Below are 17864 nucleotides of genomic sequence, written 5' to 3'. Positions count from 1 at the left end.
ATCTGCGCGTATCGTCCCCCCCAGCGGCACCGGCAGCAAGAGTACTTTCCGCATAACGCGGAAAGGACATGACTTGACGCTTTACACGACCGAGACTACGATGAATGAATGAGCACTCACTCAGAAGAAGAAAGGAGGGAGCGGCGATCCACCCGCGCGGCGCCTCGCCCCCCGGCCGACCCCGAGCGGCGCGCGGCGATCCTGGCAGCCGCCCAGGAGGCCTTTGCCCAGAAAGGGTTTCACCGCACCACCATGCGCGATGTGGCGCGGGCGGCCGGGCTGGCCGAGGGCACCCTCTACAACCATTTCCAGAACAAGGACGCGCTGCTGCTGGGCCTCTTTGACGCGCTGGGCGAGCAGACCCGCGCGGCGCTGGACCCCCATGCCCTGGCCGGCGCCGACCTGCGCACCTTCCTGCGCACGCTGCTGGCCGCGCCGCTGGGGGCCCTGGCGGGCGAGAACTTCGCACTGTTCCGCGTGATCGTCTCCGAAGCGCTGGTGCGGCCGGAGCTGGGGCGGCAGTTTGCGGCGGGGCTGGCCCAGACCGCGCAGCTGGGCGCCCAGGCCCTGGCGGCGCGCACAGGCGCGGATACCCCGCTGCTGCACACCGGCCTGACCCTGGTGCTGGGCCGCGTGCTGGAACAGGCCCTGAGCCACGAGCCCCCCGGCGACGCCTGGGCCCGCCTGCCCGACGAGCTGACCGACACCCTGCTGCGCACCCTGGGACCTGACCATGCGTAACGCTGCGCGCCGTACCGGGGCGCTGGCCGCTGGCACCGCCGCCCTAACACTGCTGGGCGTGGTGCTGGCCGTGACCCGCCCCCCCTGGCTGACCGGGCCGCTCCAGGCTGCTGTGACCGACAGCGGCGCCCTGGCCCCGGCGCTGTACCTACTGCTGTGCGTGGTGGGGGCGCCGCTGCACCTGAACGGCTTGCTGGGCGCGCTGTCCACGGTGTCGTTTCCGTTGCCCCTGGCCTGGGCGCTCACCTGGGCCGGCACCACTCTGGGCAGCGTGCTGACGGGGGCCGCCCTGTTCCGGCTGGGCCACGCCAGCCGCCAGGACGGACCGGCGTGGCTGCAGCGGCTGGCGGCCGGGGTGGCGCGCCGCCCGGTGCTGAGCGGCCTGCTGGCCCGCTTGGCGCTGGGCAGCGGCGCGGCACTGGAGGCATTTTTCGTGCTGGGCGGCTACCGCTGGGGCCAGTACCTCCTGATCACGGTGGTGGGCAGCGCCCTGTGGAGCGCACAGACCCTGTTTGGCGTGACGCTGCTGCGGCAACTGGCCCAGGGCTCTCCCCTGCTGGCCGGGGTGCTGGCACTCTTTCCCCTGATACTGGTGGGTGCTGTGGCCCGCTGGCGGCGCACCCCGCGCGCCGGGGGGGCCGCATGAAGATCACCCTGTTTGCCCTGGGTTCGCAGGGGGACGTGCAGCCGTATCTGGCGCTGGGGGCCGGCCTGAAGCAGGCGGGGCACACGGTGGCCATCGCCAGCCACGAGAATTTCGAGGCGGCGGCGCGCGGCGCGGGGCTGGCGTTCTGGCCCATGCACGGCAACACGCAGGCCCTGATGGCGGGGGCCGAGATGCAGGCCCTGCTGCGCCGGGGCAACTTTCTGGCCCTGCAGCGCTACACCGCCGCCGCCGCGCAGGAGGCGGCCGGCCACTGGGCGACGCAGGGCCTCGCAGCGGCCCAGGGCGCCGACCTGATCGTGACTGGCCTGGGGGGTCAGAGTGCCGCGCAGGCCGCCGCCGAGAAGCTGCGCCTGCCACTGGTGGAGGCGCCCGTGGTCCCGCTGACCCCCACCCGCGCCTTCCCCGCGCCCCTGCTGCCCGCTGGCGTGGCCCGCCTGGGCGGCGCGGCGAATCTGGCCTCCTATGCGCTGGCCCGGCAGGCGCTGGGCCTGGGGATGCGGGCGGGCACCCAGACGATGCGCCGGGCCCTGGCCCTGCCCGACCAGCCTCGCCCCACCCCAGGCGTGCCCCCCGCGCCGCTGCTGTACGGCCTGAGCCCCTCGGTGGTGCCGCGCCCGCGCGACTGGCCCGCCCACGTGCACCTGACCGGCGCGTGGTTTCTGCCCCAGGGCCCCTGGACCCCACCAGCCGCCCTGGAGGCCTTTCTGGCGGCGGGGCCCGCGCCCGTGTCCATCGGCTTTGGCAGCATGGGCCTGCGCGACCCGGCCGACACCACCGCGCTGGTGCTGGACGCTCTGGCCCAGACCGGGCAGCGCGCCGTGCTGCTGAGCGGCTGGGGTGGCCTGGCCGCTGGCGACCTGCCCAACCACGTGTTCGCCGCCCCGCCCCTGCCGCACAGCTGGCTGTTTCCCCGGGTCTCGGCCGTGGTCCACCACGGCGGCGCGGGCACCACCGCCGCTGGCCTGCGCGCGGGGGTTCCCAGCGTGATCACACCCTTTTTTGGCGACCAGCCCTTCTGGGGCGAGCGTGTGCGCACCCTGGGCGCAGGCCCCGCCCCCATCCCCCAGCGACGCCTGACCGCCCGCCGCCTGGCCGACGCCCTGCGCCAGACCCAGACCCCCGCCCTGCGCGAGCGCGCCGCCGACCTGGGCCGCCGTATCCGCACCGAAGACGGCGTGGCCGAAGCCATCCGCCTGATTGAAGGCTACGCCCAGACCCTGGGCCACCGCTGACGGCCAGCAAGCCCGGAGAGATGGGGCCATCAAAGAGGCGAGGCAGCCGTAGGCAGCGTTCTCCCCTCCTCACCAAGCACCTTTTGCTATCACCGCCATAGAAATAGCCGGGCAAGCCAGCGACTTGGTAGGGCCAGCCTTCGAGTGTGTGGGAGCGGTGGTGACGGAAAGATTGTGTGGGACGCTGGGCCCGTTTGCCCCCCTCCCAGCCTCCCCCACAAGGGGGGAGGAGAAAAGCGCCGTGTTCATTGGAGTCTCTCTGGCTGAGCCGTTGAACTGTCTGCCACCTACCCTCAGCGCGGTGGTTTTTAAAAGTAGAACCTTCTGGGCCGCACCCAGCCTTCCTGCCCCCATACCGCCCAGGTCCAGACGAAGCCGTCGTGCGCGCAGCGCGCGGGCGTACGACGATGGGCGGAGAAGGGCCACGGCGTACAACGCGGGGCGAAGCCGGGCCGCCCTAAATCGTCAGTCAACGTTTGCCGAGCGCAGCGGAAAACTCCCCCCTGCCCCTCCGGGGTAGGGGGGCTGGGGGGGTGGGGCAAGCCGGCAGAAACCTCCACCAAACCCCGCCCCCAAACCCCATCTCCCCCCGCTACCATACCCCCCGTGCCCCGAACCCTCTCCACCGTGGAAAGCGCCGTCCACCTCCTGGAACTGTTCGACGCCGACCACACGGAATGGACCCTCTCCGCCCTGGCCCGCCACCTGAACCAGCCCACCTCCACCGTCCACGAAGCCCTGTCCACCCTGGCGGCCGTGGGCCTGCTGCAGCGCGTGGGCCGGGGCCGTTACCGCCTAGGCTGGCGGCTGCTCAAACTCTCCAGCGCCCTGTACGGCAGCCTGCCCTGGTACGCCCCGGCGCACGACGCGATGGAGCGCGTGGCGCGGCGCACCCACTGTCTGGCCTTTCTGTGCGTGCGCGAAGGCGAGCGGGTGCTGTGCGTGGCCCGCAGCGTGCAGGGCCGGGGCGGCCCCCCCGTGGCGGGCGAACTGGACTTTGAACTGCCCGCCCACGCCACCGCCAGTGGCAAACTGCTGCTGGCCCTGGCCGGGCGTCCCCTGCCGCCGCAGGCCGCCGCCTTTACCCCACAAACCGTAACCGCCCCAGACGCCTGGACCCGGGACGCCGCCGATATTCGCGCCGCCGCCTTTGCCCAGACGCAGGACGAGTGGGCCCCCGGCACCGGCAGCCTCGCTGTGCCCATCCGGGGCGAGGGGGGCGCGGTGCTGGCGGCACTGGGGGTTAGCCTGCCCAGCGCGCGGCTGCGCGAACGCGACACCCTGCTGCGCGCCCTGCGCGACGCCGCCGACGAGGTCAGTTGGGCGCTGGGGTTCCGGGGCCAGGCGCCAGGGCCTCGCCGGGCAGCAGGGCTTGGGCCTGCGCTTCCGGAAGGGGACGCGCCAGCAGAAAGCCCTGCACATGGTCACACCCCAGACCTGTAAGCAGGCGGCGCTGCGTGTCGTCCTCCACGCCTTCCACCGTCACCGTCATATCCAGGCTGTGGGCCAGCTGAATGATGGCGCTCAGCAGGGCCGTCACCCGCTGGCTGGCCGAGGTCGTGAGGTGGCTGGTAAAGGAGCGGTCAATCTTCAGCTGGTCAAAGGGCAGCGCCTGCAGCACGCTGAGGCTGGAATAGCCGGTGCCAAAGTCGTCAATCGCCACCTGCACGCCCAGGGCCTTGAGTTCCTGAATATGGCCCAGCGCCAGGGTCAGGTCCCGCATCACGAGGCTCTCGGTAAGTTCCAGCACCAGCTGCCCAGCAGGCAGGCCGGTCTCGCGCAGGGCCGCCTGCACATCGGCCACAAAGGTGGGCTGCTCGAACTGCATGGGCGAGACGTTCACCGACATGCACAGGCCCCGCTCGGCGAAACGCCAGCGCACCGCCTGGGCGCAGGCCTCGCGCAGCACCCAGGCGCCAATGGGCAGGATGGCGCGTGATTCCTCGGCCATGGGGATAAACACGGCGGGCGAGATCAGGCCGCGCGTGGGGTGCTGCCAGCGGATCAGGGCCTCGAAGCCCACCAGCCGGGGGCCGCCCAGCGCAAAACGGCCCTGGTAGTGCAGGCGCAGTTCGCCGCGTTCGTGGGCGCCGCGCAGGTCGCGTTCCAGGGCGCGGCGCTCGGCGGGTTCACCCATGTCGGCCTCAAAGTGCAGCACCTGATTGCCGCCCGCGTGCTTCACGCGGTACATGGCGGTATCGGCGTGGCGCTGCAGGGCCTCGGCGTCCTGGCCGTCGGTGGGGGCCACCGCGCAGCCCACCGAGGCCGTGATCTGCACCGTCTGGCCCTCGATGCGGAAGGGCTCGGCCAGCACGCTCAGCAGCTTGGCCGCCACGGCGCGCGCGTCCTGCACGGCCGACACGCGGCGCAGCAATACCGTGAATTCGTCGCCGCCAATGCGCCCCACGAGGTCAGAGGCGCGCACCACGCCCTTGAGGCGCCGGGCCACCTCCTGCAGCAACTGGTCGCCCGCGTGGTGCCCCAGGGTGTCATTCACCTGTTTGAACTTGTCCAGGTCAATAAAGATCAGCCCCAGGTACTCGCCGCCCTGCAGGGAATCCAGCGCCTGCTGGGTGCTGTGCCCAAAGTGGGCGCGGTTGGCCACGCCGGTCAGGGGATCGTGGGTGGCGCGGTGCAGCAGCACCTGCTGGGTCTGCTGCAGCGCGGTGTTGGCCTGCGCCAGTTCCACGTTGCGCAGGCGCTCGATTTCGGCTTCGCGCTGCAGCAGTTCCAGGCGAATCTGGGCGGTCAGCAGCTGCGAGCGGCTTTCGACCTCACTGGCATGAATCTGGCGTTCCAGCTCAAAGTGCGCGCGGGTGTAGCTCAGGGCGGCGTGGTGGTCGCCCTCCTGCTCGCAGAGGGTGGCCATCAGGGCCAGGGCCTCGGTTTCCAGGGGACGGCTGCCCATGTCGCGGCTCAGGGCCAGGGCCTCGTCCAGCAGGGGGCGGGCCTCGCCCAGACGGCCCAGGGCCAGCTGGGCGCTTACCACACCCAGCGTCAACTGGCCAATGTTTTCCTGGTCCTGGCGGCGGTGCGCTTCCTCCAGGCCCTCCTGGGCGGCGGCCAGCGATTCCTCGGGGCGGCCCTGGGCCAGCAGGGCGCGCGCCACGTCACGCTGAATGGTGCCCAGCCAGCGCGGCGGGCAGTGTTCCAGAATCAGCGGCAGGTGTGCCTGGGCCAGCGCCAGGGTCTGCTCGTACTCGCCCAGGCGCGTATGAATGGCGATCAGGTGCGTCATGGCCGCGCCGCGAAAGGTGGGGCTCAGGGTCTGGGCGATGCTCAGGGCCTCGCGCATGGCCTCCAGGGCCTGCTGCAGGTTGCCGGTGTCGGTGTACAGGCTGGCCAGATTGTTCAGCGCCCGGAACCGCCCCGGATCGTCGCCCAGTTGCTGGGCAAGGCGCAGGGTCTGTAGGAAGCAGTCAAAGGCGCGGTCGTATTCACCCAGGCGGTGGTGGGCCAGCGCCAGCCCGTTGATCAGGCGGCATTCCAGGTCCAGGGCGCCCACCCGGCGGGCCAGGGCCAGGCCCTCCTGGGCCAGCGCGATGGTTTCGCGCGGGTCACCCAGGTAAAAGGCGCAGCCGCTGAGCAGCACCAGCGCAAAGCCCTGCGCCCAGGTGTCGCCGGTGGCCTGCGCTTCGGCCAGCAGGCCCCGCACCGCCACGCCCGAATGCTCGGGGGTGCGGTACATGCCTTCTTCCAGGGCGCGCAGCCGCTCGCGCAGGTCAGCGCCGGGCGTCACGCCGCGCGCCGCGTCGGGCGGGGGCAGGTCGCTTGGGGGGGGCAGGGCGGGGTTGGTCATGGCGGGGGCAGGCGCAGCCAGGGCCACGCTGCGGCCACCATAGGGCGCCGCCTACCACAGAATCCTCACACCCCGCGTTCTTTAACCGTCCATCAGCTTGGGCAGCAGCCGGACCCAGTGCATGTCCGGCCAGCGGCGCAGGAAAGCCAGGGCCTCGGGGCTCAGGGGCTGGTCCAGTTCAATGGCCAGCAGCGCCTGACCGCCGCGCGTCTGCCGGGTACAGGTCAGGGCGGCGATGTTCACCCCGTCGGCCGCGACGGTGCTGGCCACGCGGGCGATCATGCCCACCGTGTCCGGATACCGCAGCAGCACGGTGGGACTGGCGCCGCTGAAATTCACGCCCAGCCCCTGCACCTGCGTGACCTGAATCACGCCGCCGCCCGTTGAGCTGCCCTGCACGCTCACGGCTTCGTGTTCGCCCTGCACTTCCAGCAGGGCGGTATTGGGGTGCACGTCGCCCAGGTCGGCGTCGTGGAACTCGAAGGCCAGCCCGGCGGCCTGCGCCTGCTCGAAGGCCTGGGGCAGGCGCTCGTCGTCGGGGCGGTAGCCCAGCAGCCCGGCAATCAGCGCGAGGTGCGTGCCGTGCCCGCGCCCGGTCTTGGCAAACGAGGCGTGCAGCCCAATCCGGGCCTGCCGGGGGGTTTCGCCTAACAGGTGGTGGGCCACCAGCCCCAGGCGGCAGGCGCCCGCCGTGTGGCTGCTACTGGGCCCGATCATGACGGGGCCAATCATGTCGAGAAGGGACATGCGGCGAGTATAGGCGGGGGGAAGGTGGGCTGTTCGGGAGGGAAACAGAACGCGAGGCCCCTTGCCGGCAAAGCGGCCGAAGGGGCCTCACGAGGCGAACACGGCTTTCGAGTTCGTGGCTTCCTGGTCCGGACGCTGGGCTAACCCACGCGCCCCACCCGCCTTACTCCGCCGTGCCGCCCAGGTTCTCGCGCAGTTCTTCCAGCTTCTGGCCCAGGTCAGCCTTGGGGTCCAGGCCGTTGGCGTCGGTGCTGCCGGTGGCCCCCTGCATGCCGTCCTCGATCACCTCATGCTGGTCGGTGTCTTCGTGGCGGCGCACAGCGTTGTCGGCGTGGTCGGGGTTGGTCATGGGCCCAGGGTCGCGTCTCCAGCCGGCCTGCGGATGGGAAGGCCCAGAAGACCTCTTCAGAGACGCGGCCAGGGCCTGCACGCTGGTGCCCGGCTGGGCCAGCGCGGCGCGGGCCAGCGGCAGCCGCACCGGGACCGGCAGGGCCGCGAAGAGGCGCAGCATGGTGCGGGCCAGTGGCCCGGCCGGGGTCGCCGGGTCCAGAAACGCGTGCCACTGCGCCGGGGGCAGGGCAAAGAACGCCTCGAAAAAGGCAGGCAGGGTGGTGGGCGGGAGGTTCAGCAGGGCCTGCACGCCCAGCAGATGCACCGCCCGCGCCGCCCGGCGTTCCGGGGACCACAGGGCCGCCCAGCCCGCCGCGTGGGGGTCGGTGCCGGCCTGCAGCGCCCCGGCCAGGGCCTGGGCCACGGCCGGGGCCATCTGCAGCGCCCCGGCCACCTGAAACCCACTGATGGGATGCACCAGCCCGCCCGCCGCCCCGTACGCCAGTGCGCCGCCGGGCCCGGGGGCCGCCGCATTCATGGGAAAGGCCACCCATTCCTCGGACTCAGTGTGCGTTAGGGGCGTGCCCTGCGCGTGCAGGCGGGCGTGCAGGCGGGCGCGCAGCCACGCGCGGGTGGGCGCTGGGCGCGCGATCAGGCTGGTTTCTTCCACGAAATAGCGGTCGCCGCCCAGGTGCATGGCGTACAGAAAGGTGGCCTCTGGCCCCGGGCCGTGGGGGGCGCGGTAGTCCATCCAGACCATGCTGCCGGGCGCACAGGGCGGGTGCGCAAAGCGGCCCACCACCCCAAACGCGGTTTGCAGGGCCGCTCCGCCAGGGTGCTGGGCCCGGCGCAGCGCGGGGGCGTGGCCGCTGGCGTCCACCACCACCCGCGCGTGCCAATGCTCGCCGCCGCGCCCCTGCACCGTCCAGCCGTGGCCGTCTGGCCGCGCCTCCTGTACCTCGCCCACCGTCCAGGTCAGGGCGCCCTGCGCGCGTGCCAGCAGGGCCTGCAGCAGTCGCGCGTTGTCCAGCAGGGCATAGGGGCGCAGCAGCGGCGTGGGCTGCGGGCCGGTGTACACCCGTACGTCGCTCCACACCTGCGCGGCGCAAGCCTGGGCCCAGGGCGGCAGGTCGTCCAGCCACGCGCCGTAGGTGGGGGCCGGGGGGCGGGGGTGGTGCGGGGCCACCACCTGCACCTGAACGCCGTGGGGCGCCAGCGCCGCCGCCAGCGCCAGGGCCGCCGGGCCGCCCCCGATCAGCAGCACATCGGTCTGGAGCGGGGGCGCGCGGAACATCCCCGGCAGGGTACTGCCCAGCTGCTGTCCCCGAGTGTGCCCGCGCACGCCAGGGGCAAGCGTGGGCAAAGCCTAAAGGCGGAGTGTGCCCCGCGTTCCTGCCGCCGCGCCGCCCGCCGCTTTAGGCTGCCGCCTATGACCCGACCCTCCCCCTCCCTGCGCACTGGCCTGCTGGGTGCCGGCCTCCTTGGCGCTGGGCTGCTGCTGAGCGCCTGCTCTCCCCAGAACCTGCAGGGCACCCTGAACCGCTCGGTGCCGCTGTCGGGCCTGAACGTGACCCGTGATGTGCGCTACGGCCCGGACACGCGCAACCTGATGGACATTTACGCCCCGCAGAACGCCGCCAATGCCCCGGTGGTACTGTTCATTCACGGCGGCTCCTGGGAGGGCGGCGATAAAGAAGGCCACACCTTCGTGGGCGAGTCGCTGGCGCGCGCCGGGTACGTAACGGCCGTGATGAACTACCGTCTGGCGCCGCAAAACCGCTACCCCACCTACATTCAGGACGCCGCGCAGGCCCTGAAGGTGCTGCGCGATCAGGCCAAGACCTTCGGCGGCAACGCCGACAACCTGTTTGTGATGGGCCATTCGGCCGGGGCCTTTAACGCGGTGGAGGTGGTGGTCAATGAACGATGGCTGCGCGAGGCGGGCGTGCCCGTCTCCAGCCTTCGCGGCGTGATCGGGGTGGCCGGGCCCTACTCCTACGATTTCCGGCAGTTTGCCAGCGCCCGCGCCTTCCCCGAAGGCGCCACCCCCGACGAGGTCATGCCTGACCGCCACGTTCGCCCGGACGCACCGCCCCACCTGCTGCTGGTGGCCGAAAACGACACCACGGTGTACCCGCAGAACGCCCTGAACATGGAAGCGGCCCTGAAACGCGCCGGGGTGCCAGTCACGCGCACGGTGCTGCCCCGGGTGAACCACATCACGGTGATCGCGGCCCTGGCCCGCCCGCTGACCTTCCTGGGCGGCACCCGCAAGGCCACGCTGGACTTTATTGAGGCCCGGCGCCTGCGCTGAGGAAACGGGGGGGGCGAGGGTGCACCCTGGCCCCATGCTCTAGACTTGCCCCCATGCGCGCCCTTGTCCTGTGTGTGCTGCTCGCGCCGGCCCTGAGCGCGTGCCGCTACAACTTTGTGCCCCTGATTCCGCCGCAGATCGAGCCGCAGCTGCCCGCCCGCGTGACACAGGCCACCCTGACCCGCGACGGCGACAGCTTGCGGCTGCAGGCGCAGGTGGACGGCCGCTTTGAACCCGGCTACCTCAGCGTGGCGTGGTTCAACGGCTCGGCGCCCATTGGCACCGACAGCGTGTACCTGGACGCGGCGCAGCGTCAGGCTGCTTTCTCGCTGCGTGCCCCTGACAAGGGCGCTTACCGCGCGGTGCTCTCGTTCGGCGGCACGGTGCTGCGGCAGGTGGAACTGTACGAGGTCGAGCCTTGAGTGCCCCCCGGGCGTGGCGCGGGGTGGTGGAATGGACGGCAGGCACCCGCGAGCGCTTTGTATGGCGGGGAGCAGGTCTGGAACCGCTGCGCACCGAGCCGCTGGCCGCCCCGGTCAACTACGGCTGCCTACCCGGCACCCTGAACCCAGCCGACGGCGCCGAGGTGGACGCGGTGTGGCTGGGCCCGCCCCGCCCCGCTGGCGAGGAGATCGTGGACGTCCCCAGTGGCCTGCTACACCTGCACGACGGCGACCACAAGGTGATTTTTGGCGCGGCCGACGGGGCGCCCCAGGGGCTCCACGCGCTGCTGGCGTGGTTTCCCCCCGAACGCGGGGCACAGGTGCTGGGTGCCGAGGCCGCGCAGACGTGGCTGGCCCAGGTGACGGGGGATTCGGGTACCCATTGACTTGCTGGGCAAAACGACTGCATGCAGACCAGCAGACAGGGCTCAAACGCCCCTGCGGAGAACGAACCCGCTGGTTTCCGATCCAGAAGCGGATCAGCCAATGGTGCGGACAGTTTCAGCGTTTCGCATGAAGCGACGCGATGACGCCGCTGTGTTTCCTCCTCCCCCCTTGCGGGGGAGGCTGGGAGGGGGGTGACGGGACGGGCCTCCCAGACGATGTGTTCGCAACGGCCGTCATGCATGGCTTGAAAACTGTCCGCACCATTGCTCAGGCGGGCACCAGTCTTACGGCGCGGCGCGGCTCCAGTCCCCAGCCAGCGCCGCGAGCCGGGCGGTCACCCAGCCCAGGGCCTCGCTGCCCGGGCGGGTCACGGCGCTGTGGTCCTCGCGGGGCGAGACGTAGCGCTCAATGCCGCTGCGGGTGCCGTCCAGGCGCACGTTGGGCGCCAGTTCAAAGAGGTAATTCACCGGGAAGCCCTGGGCATCCAGGGTGGGCAGGCGCTGGCTCTGGACCTCCAGATTTACGCGCACGTTGGGCCACACCACGTCCTTGCCGCTGACATTCTGCCCCACCACCCGGAAGGTTTCGCAGGCTTCCAGCGGCGAGACGGTCCCCGGGGCAAGATCGCGCACCAGGCGGCCAAAATCCGTGTTCCAGGCCAGACAGATGCCGTCCAGATCAATCTGCACGTCGAAGGTGACCTGCGGGTTCACCCGCGTGAGGTGATGCAGCCACGCCGAGCCCTGTGAGTGTCCCAGCAAGACCAGCCGGGGAGGCCGGGGCCCGCCCAGCCAGGTGGCGGCCAGCGTGTCCAGATCGACCTGCAGCGCCGCAAAGCCCCGCTGGGGCGCCGGCACCAGCCCAGAGCTGTGGCCGGCCAGCGGATGGCTGGCGTACCCCGCCACCTGCACCCGCAGTCCCTGGGCGCTCAGGGCCTGCGCCACCTGGTCCACGGTGCCGCGCGAGGTCAGGTAGTCCCAGTTGTCGTGCGGCGCCTCGCAGGGCACGCCGCAGCGCCCGGACACACTGAGCAGCACCACATCCGGCGCGGGGCCTGCCAGATCCAGGGCAGGGGTCTGCGCGGGGCGGACGGTCAGGCGCGGCGCACAGCTGCACGCAAGCAGCGCCAGAAGCGAGAGGGCGAGAAGATGGGGGGCACGCATGGCCCGCCCAGTGTAGGCAAAAGGCCAGCCCTCAACTGGGTAGGGCGTCAGGGTCGTGCAGGGTGCTGGACCAGCCGCAGCACGGCCCTCTCCTGTCAGCCGCCGTTCTCCTGGCCCACCGCCGCGCGGTAGAGCTTCACCGGGCGCCCGGCCTGCCCGTACTGGTGATCCAGCGCCGCCTGACCGCTGCGCACCAGATGTTCCAGGTAGCGCCACGCTGTAACCCGGCTAAGGCCCACCAGTTCGCCCACCTCCTCGGCAGTCACGGCCCGGGGGCTGGCGCCCAGGGCCTGGGCCACCCGGTCCAGGGTGTGGGGGTCAATGCCGCGCGGCAGCGGTCCAGGCGCCGTCTGGTTCAGGCCCAGCAGGCGGTCCAGGCGGCCCTGGTCCAGCCGCGCGGCCCCGGCCGAACCGGGCAGGCGGCGGGCGCGGTGCCGGGCGATCAGTTCGGCCAGCCGGGCGCCCGTAAAGGGCTTGATCAGGTAGTCAAACGCCCCGTGGGCCAGCGCCAGGCGCACGCTGGCTTCGTCGTCGGCCGCCGTGATCAGGGCCACGTCGGTGGTGCGGCCCTGGGTGCGCCAGTGGCGCAGCAGGCCCAGCCCGCTGCCGTCGGGCAGGTGCACGTCCAGCAGGATCAGGTCCGGGTGCAGGGCCTGGGCCAGTGCGTCGCCCTGGGCACAGGTGGCCGCGCTGCCCACCACATGCACCTCGGGGTCACGCTCTAGCAGGTCGCGGTTCACGCGGGCCACCCGCAGGTCGTCCTCGACCAGCAGCACCCGCACCCGCCCGCCCGCCAGGGGCGTCACTGCAGCCCCCCGTGAACCGGCAGGCGTGGCGCGGGCAGATGCGGCGCGGGCAGGCTCAGTTGAAACACCGTGCGCGCGCCGCGCCGGGTGTGGCGCAGCTGGCCGCCCAATGCCGCCACCCGCGTCAGCACGCCATGCAGGCCGTAGCCCCGGCCCTCGCCCTTGCTGCTGGCGCCCTGGGTGTACAGCGCCTCTGTCAGGGCCGCCGGTACCCCGGGGCCGGTGTCTTCCACCTCGATCTGCATGCCGTCCGGGTCCTCTCCAATCAGCACGGTCACCTGCCCCGGCGCGCCGGCCAGGGCTTCGAAGGCGTTTTCGGTCAGGTTGCCCACGGCGCTCACCAGGGTATCGGCGTGGCGCTCCCAGACCGGGCTCAGGGCGCTGCCCTCGGCCACCCGGAACTCAATGCCCAACTCCTGGGCGCGCTCGCGCTTGCCCGCCAGCAGGGCCACCAGCCGGGGCACCTGCACGTCACGCAGCAGCTGCCGGAACTGGGCGTCGGCGTGAATCTCGGCGTTCAGCACCCGCAGCGCCTCCTTGCTGCGCCCCAGTTGCAGCAGGCCCGAGAGCACATGCAGGCGGTTCTGGTACTCGTGCGTCTGGGCGCGCAGCACGTCCACAAACCCCCGGGCGTGGGTGAGTTCCTCGGCCAGGGCCAGGGCCTCGGCGCGGTCACGGAAGCCCGCCACAAAGCCGCCGCCTTCCAGCGGTTCCAGGTTCACCAGCACGGGCTGGCCGCGCAGGGGCACTTCCAGGTTCTGCACCCGCGCCGGGGGGTGGGGAGCGGTCAGGGCCGCCAGTTCCGGCCACAGGGTCGCCAGGGGCGCGGGTGCCGCGCCGCCCCCCAGCAGGGCCACGGCGCGGGCGCTGCTGAGGGTCACCTGCCCGGCCGCGTTCACGGCCAGCACGCCTTCACGCAGGGCAGCCAGCACCGCGCGCTGCTGCTGGGCCAGCGCCGCAATCTGTTCGGGTTCCAGGTTCAGAATCTCGGCGCGCAGGCGCCGCGCGGCCCACACCGCCCCCGCGCTGCCCAGCGCCAGCGCCAGCACGAACCAGGGCAGCAGGCTCACCAGGGCGCCCTGCACCAGATGCCACACCTGCGGCATCAGGTAGCCGGTGCTTACCACGCCCACCACCTCGGTGCCCGGCACGCCGCCGCGCCACACCGGCACCTTGCCGCGCACACTGAGGCCCAGGCTGCCACGCGCCACGCTCACCACCTCCTGCCCGGACAGCGGCCCGGTGTTGTCGCCACCTTCCATCGGGCGGCCCAGGCGCTCTAGCAGCGGGTGGGCCAGCCGAATCCCCGCGCGGTTGCCCACCACGATGAAATCGGCCTCGGCCTGAACGCGCAGGCGGTTAACCTGCGCGTTCAGCGCCGGGTTCTGGGTGCCCGCCTGGGCGCCCTGCACCACCAGCGGCAACTGCGCCACCAGCCGGCTGGCGGTCACGGCGCGCTCGCCCAGCCGCTCGCGGGCCTCGCGGTACAGCTGCGCGGTCTGCACCAGCACCAGCAGCACCGTCATGCCGCACAGCACCAGCAGGTGCAGGCGCACCAGGCGGCCCTGCAGGTTCGGGCGGCGGAAAGAGCGGCGCATGATCGTTGGCAGAAGTCTACGGGCTAAGCGGGCCTGCGCCAGGGTTTTGTTCACTGCGTTCACGGCCGTGCATTGCGTGCGGGCCACTGTGCGGCCAACACGCAAAAAACATCTTGTTCGGGCGGGGGCGCGGGCGTAGCGTGACAGGGCAACCACAACCCAGTGCGCCCTCTGCCCGGCTGCGGGCCCCCGCCACCACTTCTGTTCTGCCTATTTCGGAGGCACCTATGACATTCAAACCTGCTGCCCTTGTTCTGTCGGCTCTGCTGCTGACCTCCACCGTTTCGGCCCAGGGCCTCAGCGGCCTGCGCATCATGGCGCCCGCCAGCCCGGGGGGCGGCTGGGACCAGACCAGCCGCGCCATTCAGAGCGTGCTGCAGGGCGAGGGCATTGCCCGGGGCGTGCAGGTGTTCAACGTGCCCGGCGCGGGCGGCACCATTGGGCTGGCGCAGCTGTACAACAGCAAGGGCGACGGCAACCTCCTGATGACCATGGGCCTCGTGATGGTGGGCGCCATTCAGACCAACAGCTCCAAGGTGGACCTCAGCCGCGTGACCCCCATTGCCCGCCTGACCGGCGAGTACGAGGTGATCGTGGTGCCCGCCAGCAGCCCCCACAAGACGCTGGACGACTTGGCCGCCGCCTGGAAGGCCAACCCCAGCCTCGCCTTTGCGGGCGGCAGCGCGGGCGGCACCGACCACATGCTGGTGGGCCTGTTCGCCAAGGCGGCGGGCGTGGATCCCAAAAAGATGAACTACGTCCCCTTCAGCGGCGGCGGCGAAACGCTGGCGGCGCTGCTGGGCAATCAGGTGGCCGCTGGCGTGGCGGGCTACGGCGAGTTCGAAGCCCAGATCAAGGCCGGCAAGCTGCGTGCCCTGGGGCTCAGCGCGCCCAGGGCCCAGGCCGGGATTCCGGTGCCCACCATGAAGTCGCAGGGGTACAACGTGGAACTGGCCAACTGGCGCGGCATCGTGGCCCCCCCTGGCCTGAGCGGCAGCGAAAAGGCGGCGCTGGTGGCGGCCATGGATAAGGTGCACGCCAGCAAGGCCTGGAAAGACACCCTGAAAGCGCGCAACTGGACGGACCTGTACATGAGCGGCAGCAAGTTCGACGTGTTCCTGAAACTGGAAGCCAACCGCACCCGCGAGATTCTGAAGGACATTGGGCTGGTGAAGTAACGGCGGCTGGCGCGCGGTCTAGCGCCCAGCCAAGGACGTCGCACCCCACGTGGCGACTGTTCAGGAGAGCGCCGAGCAGTCTCCACTCCCGGTGCAACGTCCTTTTGTCGATCCTCGCTTTACTCGTTTGATCTCAAGATCAACTTCGAACGCCTTGAGTGTGCCCATCGCCGCCGTTCCGCCCTCCTCCCTGTTCTGAGCCCACACCCCCAGCCGGGCAGAGGCGCCCATTGGCGCGCCTCGGGCCCGGCTCCGCCGTGGACACCCTGTGCCCGCCGAGGTTCCTATGACTGACCCTTCCGTTGCCCCCACCCACCGCCCGCGCCCCAGCGTTCCTGATCTGCTGGTGGCGCTGGGCGTGCTGCTGCTGGGCGGCCTGCTGCTGGCGGGCACCCTGCAGATTCCGTTTGGTATCAATGCTGTGGTGGGCCCGCGCGCCTTTCCCCTGATCGTGTCGGCCGGCACGCTGCTGCTGGGGCTGGCGCTGCTGGTCTCGGCCCTGCAGGGCCACCGCGCCGAACCGGCGGTCGAAGAAGACACCGACCCCACCCAGCCTGCCGACCTGCGCCCCGCCGCCCTGATTCTGGGGGGGTTTCTGCTGGGCGCGGCGCTGCTGCAGCCCCTGGGCTTTGTGCTGGGCACGGCCCTGATGTACGCCAGCGTGGGCTACGCCTACGGTGAGCGCCGCCTGCCCCTGCTGATCGGCGTGGCGCTAACGGTGGCGCTGCTCACCTACGTGGTCTTTACCCGTGGCCTGGGCCTGAGTCTGCCGCCTGGTCTGCTGAATGGGGTGCTGTGATGGAGGCCCTGTCGTCGCTGCTGACCGGCTTTGAAACGGCCCTCACGCCCATGAATCTGCTGTGGGCCCTGGTGGGCGTCACGCTGGGCACCTTGGTGGGCGTGCTGCCCGGCATTGGGCCGGCCCTGACGGTCGCCCTGCTGCTACCAGTGACCGCCAAGCTGCCGCCGGTCAGCGCGTTCATCATGTTTGCCGGGATTTACTACGGCGGGATGTTCGGGGGCAGCACCACCAGCATTCTGCTGAACACCCCGGGCGAAAGCAGTTCCATCATCACCGCGCTGGAGGGCAACAGAATGGCCCGGAAGGGCCGCGCCGCCGCCGCGCTGGCCACCGCCGCCATCGGGTCGTTTGTGGCTGGCACCATCGGCACCATCCTGCTGACCTTCGCGGCCCCAGCAATTGCCAATGTGGCGGTGCAGATTCCACCCAGCGCCAAATTCGCGCTAATTCTGCTGGCGTTCGTCACCATCAGCGCCACGTTCGGAAGCTCGCCTCTGCGCGGCCTGATCAGCCTGTTCTTCGGACTGGCGATTGGACTGGTGGGCACCGACCTGCAAAGCGGTCAGGCGCGCTTTACCCTGGGTGTCCCGGAACTCCTTGATGGCATTGATTTCGTGACGGTGGTGATTGGCCTGTTCGCGGTGGGCGAAACCCTGTACGTGGCCAGCCGACTGCGCAAGGGCGGCGCCAACGTGATCAAGCTGGCCGGCAACGCCCGCATGAACCGCGAGGACTGGCGCCGGTCGTGGAAACCCTGGCTGCGTGGCACGGCCCTGGGCTTCCCATTTGGAGCCGTGCCCGCAGGCGGCGCTGAAATCCCCACCTTTCTGTCGTACACCCTGGAACGCAAGCTCAGCAAACACCCCGAGGAGTTCGGGAAGGGGGCCATTGAGGGCGTCGCGGGGCCCGAAGCCGCCAACAACGCTTCGGCGGCGGGCGTGCTGGTGCCGCTGTTGACCCTGGGCCTGCCCACCAGCGCCACGGCCGCCATGCTGCTCGCGGCGTTTCAGGGCTACGGCCTGCAGCCCGGGCCGCTGCTGTTTGTCACGAACAGCGACCTCGTGTGGGGCCTGATTGCCAGCCTGTACATCGGCAACGTGATGCTGCTCGCCCTGAACCTGCCGCTGGCGCCCGTCTGGGCGCGGCTGCTGCTGATTCCCCGCCCCTTCCTGTACGCCGCGATTCTGGTGTTCTCCACGGTGGGCGTGTATTCGCTGAACAACTCGGTGTTCGACCTGTACCTGCTGGCCCTGTTCGGGCTGATCGGCTACGGCATGCGCCGCTTCGATTTTCCGGTCACGCCCGCCATCATCGGCGTGATTCTGGGGCCCGCCGCCGAAAGCCAGTTCCGCACAGCGGTGCAGGCCAGCAGCGGCGATTTCACCGTGTTCCTGCGCCAGCCCCTCTCGGCCTTCCTGCTGGTGGCGGTGCTCGCGGCGCTGGTGGTGCCGCAGCTTTTTAAGGCCAGGGCGCGGCGGCTGGCAGCGCAGGGGGCCGGGACGGACGAGACCAAACGCGCCTGACCGTTGGGCTGGACGCCAACCGCCTCCTGGCCTCAGGCGTTCCATTGAAGCGGGCGTGCACAGCGGCGCAGCAGGACTGAAACAGCTCTGGAAGGGAGCGGGGCATGGTGCGGGCCACGCCATGCCCTGCCGAA

The 17864-nt window shown here is 71.1% G+C and carries 15 protein-coding genes and 1 pseudogene; 10 read left to right on the top strand and 6 right to left on the bottom strand.

The genetic code is table 11. The features are described 5' to 3' along the window. Window positions 1-108: 108 nt before the first annotated feature. The 4 genes from KMW22_RS03245 to KMW22_RS19265 all read left to right on the top strand — a co-directional run bounded on the left by KMW22_RS03245 (window position 109) and on the right by KMW22_RS19265 (window position 4083). Window positions 109-741: a TetR/AcrR family transcriptional regulator gene (locus KMW22_RS03245; RefSeq protein WP_221088600.1), complete on the top strand. Its 633-nt coding sequence runs from the start codon at window positions 109-111 to the stop codon at window positions 739-741. Beyond that, on the top strand, window positions 734-1387 hold the full coding sequence (locus KMW22_RS03240) for a TVP38/TMEM64 family protein (protein ID WP_221088599.1): 654 nt from the start codon (window positions 734-736) through the stop codon (window positions 1385-1387). The genes KMW22_RS03245 and KMW22_RS03240 overlap by 8 nt, the downstream gene beginning before the upstream one ends. Then, a complete protein-coding gene (locus KMW22_RS03235) occupies window positions 1384-2640 on the top strand; it encodes a glycosyltransferase (protein ID WP_221088598.1) in 1257 nt (418 codons plus the stop codon). The genes KMW22_RS03240 and KMW22_RS03235 overlap by 4 nt, the downstream gene beginning before the upstream one ends. Before the next feature lie 606 nt (window positions 2641-3246). After that, window positions 3247-4083: an IclR family transcriptional regulator gene (locus tag KMW22_RS19265; protein WP_328774578.1), complete on the top strand. Its 837-nt coding sequence runs from the start codon at window positions 3247-3249 to the stop codon at window positions 4081-4083. Window positions 4084-4093: 10 nt separating this feature from the next. On the opposite strand, the pseudogene KMW22_RS03230 reads toward KMW22_RS19265, so the two are convergent. The 3 genes and pseudogenes from KMW22_RS03230 to KMW22_RS03220 all read right to left on the bottom strand — a co-directional run. After that, a pseudogene (locus KMW22_RS03230) lies at window positions 4094-6328 on the bottom strand (EAL domain-containing protein); the annotation flags it as partial. 192 nt (window positions 6329-6520) lie between these two features. Next, window positions 6521-7186 (bottom strand): L-serine ammonia-lyase, iron-sulfur-dependent subunit beta, encoded by a 666-nt coding sequence (gene sdaAB / locus KMW22_RS03225; protein WP_221088596.1) that lies wholly within the window; start codon window positions 7184-7186, stop codon window positions 6521-6523. A 163-nt stretch (window positions 7187-7349) separates the two neighbouring features. Then, window positions 7350-8810 carry a lycopene cyclase family protein gene (locus tag KMW22_RS03220; protein ID WP_221088595.1) on the bottom strand — a complete coding sequence of 487 codons (1461 nt, stop codon included), beginning with the start codon at window positions 8808-8810 and terminating at the stop codon, window positions 7350-7352. A 135-nt stretch (window positions 8811-8945) separates the two neighbouring features. On the opposite strand from KMW22_RS03220, the gene KMW22_RS03215 reads away from it, so the two are divergent. From KMW22_RS03215 to KMW22_RS03205, 3 genes are read left to right on the top strand one after another with little or no spacing between them, the layout of a single operon-like run. Then, the gene (locus KMW22_RS03215) at window positions 8946-9830 is read left to right on the top strand and encodes an alpha/beta hydrolase (RefSeq protein ID WP_221088594.1); all 885 of its coding nucleotides are present in this window, start codon (window positions 8946-8948) and stop codon (window positions 9828-9830) included. Between the two features lie 53 nt (window positions 9831-9883). Continuing rightward, window positions 9884-10252 (top strand): hypothetical protein, encoded by a 369-nt coding sequence (locus KMW22_RS03210; protein ID WP_221088593.1) that lies wholly within the window; start codon window positions 9884-9886, stop codon window positions 10250-10252. Continuing rightward, entirely contained in the window at window positions 10249-10659 is a 411-nt protein-coding gene (locus tag KMW22_RS03205; RefSeq protein WP_221088592.1) for an inorganic pyrophosphatase, read from the top strand. Before KMW22_RS03210 ends, KMW22_RS03205 begins: the two co-directional genes overlap by 4 nt. Before the next feature lie 285 nt (window positions 10660-10944). On the opposite strand, the gene KMW22_RS03200 is transcribed toward KMW22_RS03205, so the two are convergent. The 3 genes from KMW22_RS03200 to KMW22_RS03190 all read right to left on the bottom strand — a co-directional run bounded on the left by KMW22_RS03200 (window position 10945) and on the right by KMW22_RS03190 (window position 14227). Beyond that, window positions 10945-11823 carry a hypothetical protein gene (locus tag KMW22_RS03200; RefSeq protein ID WP_221088591.1) on the bottom strand — a complete coding sequence of 293 codons (879 nt, stop codon included), beginning with the start codon at window positions 11821-11823 and terminating at the stop codon, window positions 10945-10947. Window positions 11824-11918: 95 nt separating this feature from the next. Next, complete coding sequence (locus KMW22_RS03195) at window positions 11919-12629, bottom strand: response regulator transcription factor (RefSeq protein ID WP_328774577.1); 711 nt, start codon at window positions 12627-12629, stop codon at window positions 11919-11921. Further along, entirely contained in the window at window positions 12626-14227 is a 1602-nt protein-coding gene (locus KMW22_RS03190; protein WP_221088590.1) for an ATP-binding protein, read from the bottom strand. The genes KMW22_RS03195 and KMW22_RS03190 overlap by 4 nt, the downstream gene beginning before the upstream one ends. Window positions 14228-14454: 227 nt before the next feature. Between KMW22_RS03190 and KMW22_RS03185 the strand changes: the two genes are divergently transcribed. From KMW22_RS03185 to KMW22_RS03175, 3 genes are all read left to right on the top strand, one after another. Then, window positions 14455-15405, top strand: a complete 951-nt coding sequence (locus KMW22_RS03185; protein WP_221088589.1) for a Bug family tripartite tricarboxylate transporter substrate binding protein — start codon at window positions 14455-14457, stop codon at window positions 15403-15405. Between the two features lie 286 nt (window positions 15406-15691). Continuing rightward, window positions 15692-16204 (top strand): tripartite tricarboxylate transporter TctB family protein, encoded by a 513-nt coding sequence (locus KMW22_RS03180; RefSeq protein WP_221088588.1) that lies wholly within the window; start codon window positions 15692-15694, stop codon window positions 16202-16204. After that, window positions 16204-17730, top strand: a complete 1527-nt coding sequence (locus KMW22_RS03175; RefSeq protein WP_221088587.1) for a tripartite tricarboxylate transporter permease — start codon at window positions 16204-16206, stop codon at window positions 17728-17730. Before KMW22_RS03180 ends, KMW22_RS03175 begins: the two co-directional genes overlap by 1 nt. Window positions 17731-17864: the final 134 nt, after the last annotated feature.

It is taken from the genome of Deinococcus aquaedulcis, from assembly GCF_019693445.1.
Taxonomy (GTDB): Bacteria; Deinococcota; Deinococci; order Deinococcales; family Deinococcaceae; genus Deinococcus; species Deinococcus aquaedulcis.
The sequence above is the reverse complement of the archived record's forward strand: the minus strand, read 5'-3'. Positions and strand labels throughout refer to the sequence as shown.

Coding starts and splice junctions, on each gene's coding strand:
- KMW22_RS03245 (WP_221088600.1), top strand. CDS start 109: ATGAGCACTCACTCAGAAGAAGAAAGGAGGGAGCGGCGATCCACCCGC.
- KMW22_RS03240 (WP_221088599.1), top strand. CDS start 734: ATGCGTAACGCTGCGCGCCGTACCGGGGCGCTGGCCGCTGGCACCGCC.
- KMW22_RS03235 (WP_221088598.1), top strand. CDS start 1,384: ATGAAGATCACCCTGTTTGCCCTGGGTTCGCAGGGGGACGTGCAGCCG.
- sdaAB (WP_221088596.1), bottom strand. CDS start 7,186: ATGTCCCTTCTCGACATGATTGGCCCCGTCATGATCGGGCCCAGTAGC.
- KMW22_RS03220 (WP_221088595.1), bottom strand. CDS start 8,810: ATGTTCCGCGCGCCCCCGCTCCAGACCGATGTGCTGCTGATCGGGGGC.
- KMW22_RS03215 (WP_221088594.1), top strand. CDS start 8,946: ATGACCCGACCCTCCCCCTCCCTGCGCACTGGCCTGCTGGGTGCCGGC.
- KMW22_RS03210 (WP_221088593.1), top strand. CDS start 9,884: ATGCGCGCCCTTGTCCTGTGTGTGCTGCTCGCGCCGGCCCTGAGCGCG.
- KMW22_RS03200 (WP_221088591.1), bottom strand. CDS start 11,823: ATGCGTGCCCCCCATCTTCTCGCCCTCTCGCTTCTGGCGCTGCTTGCG.
- KMW22_RS03190 (WP_221088590.1), bottom strand. CDS start 14,227: ATGCGCCGCTCTTTCCGCCGCCCGAACCTGCAGGGCCGCCTGGTGCGC.
- KMW22_RS03185 (WP_221088589.1), top strand. CDS start 14,455: ATGACATTCAAACCTGCTGCCCTTGTTCTGTCGGCTCTGCTGCTGACC.
- KMW22_RS03180 (WP_221088588.1), top strand. CDS start 15,692: ATGACTGACCCTTCCGTTGCCCCCACCCACCGCCCGCGCCCCAGCGTT.
- KMW22_RS03175 (WP_221088587.1), top strand. CDS start 16,204: ATGGAGGCCCTGTCGTCGCTGCTGACCGGCTTTGAAACGGCCCTCACG.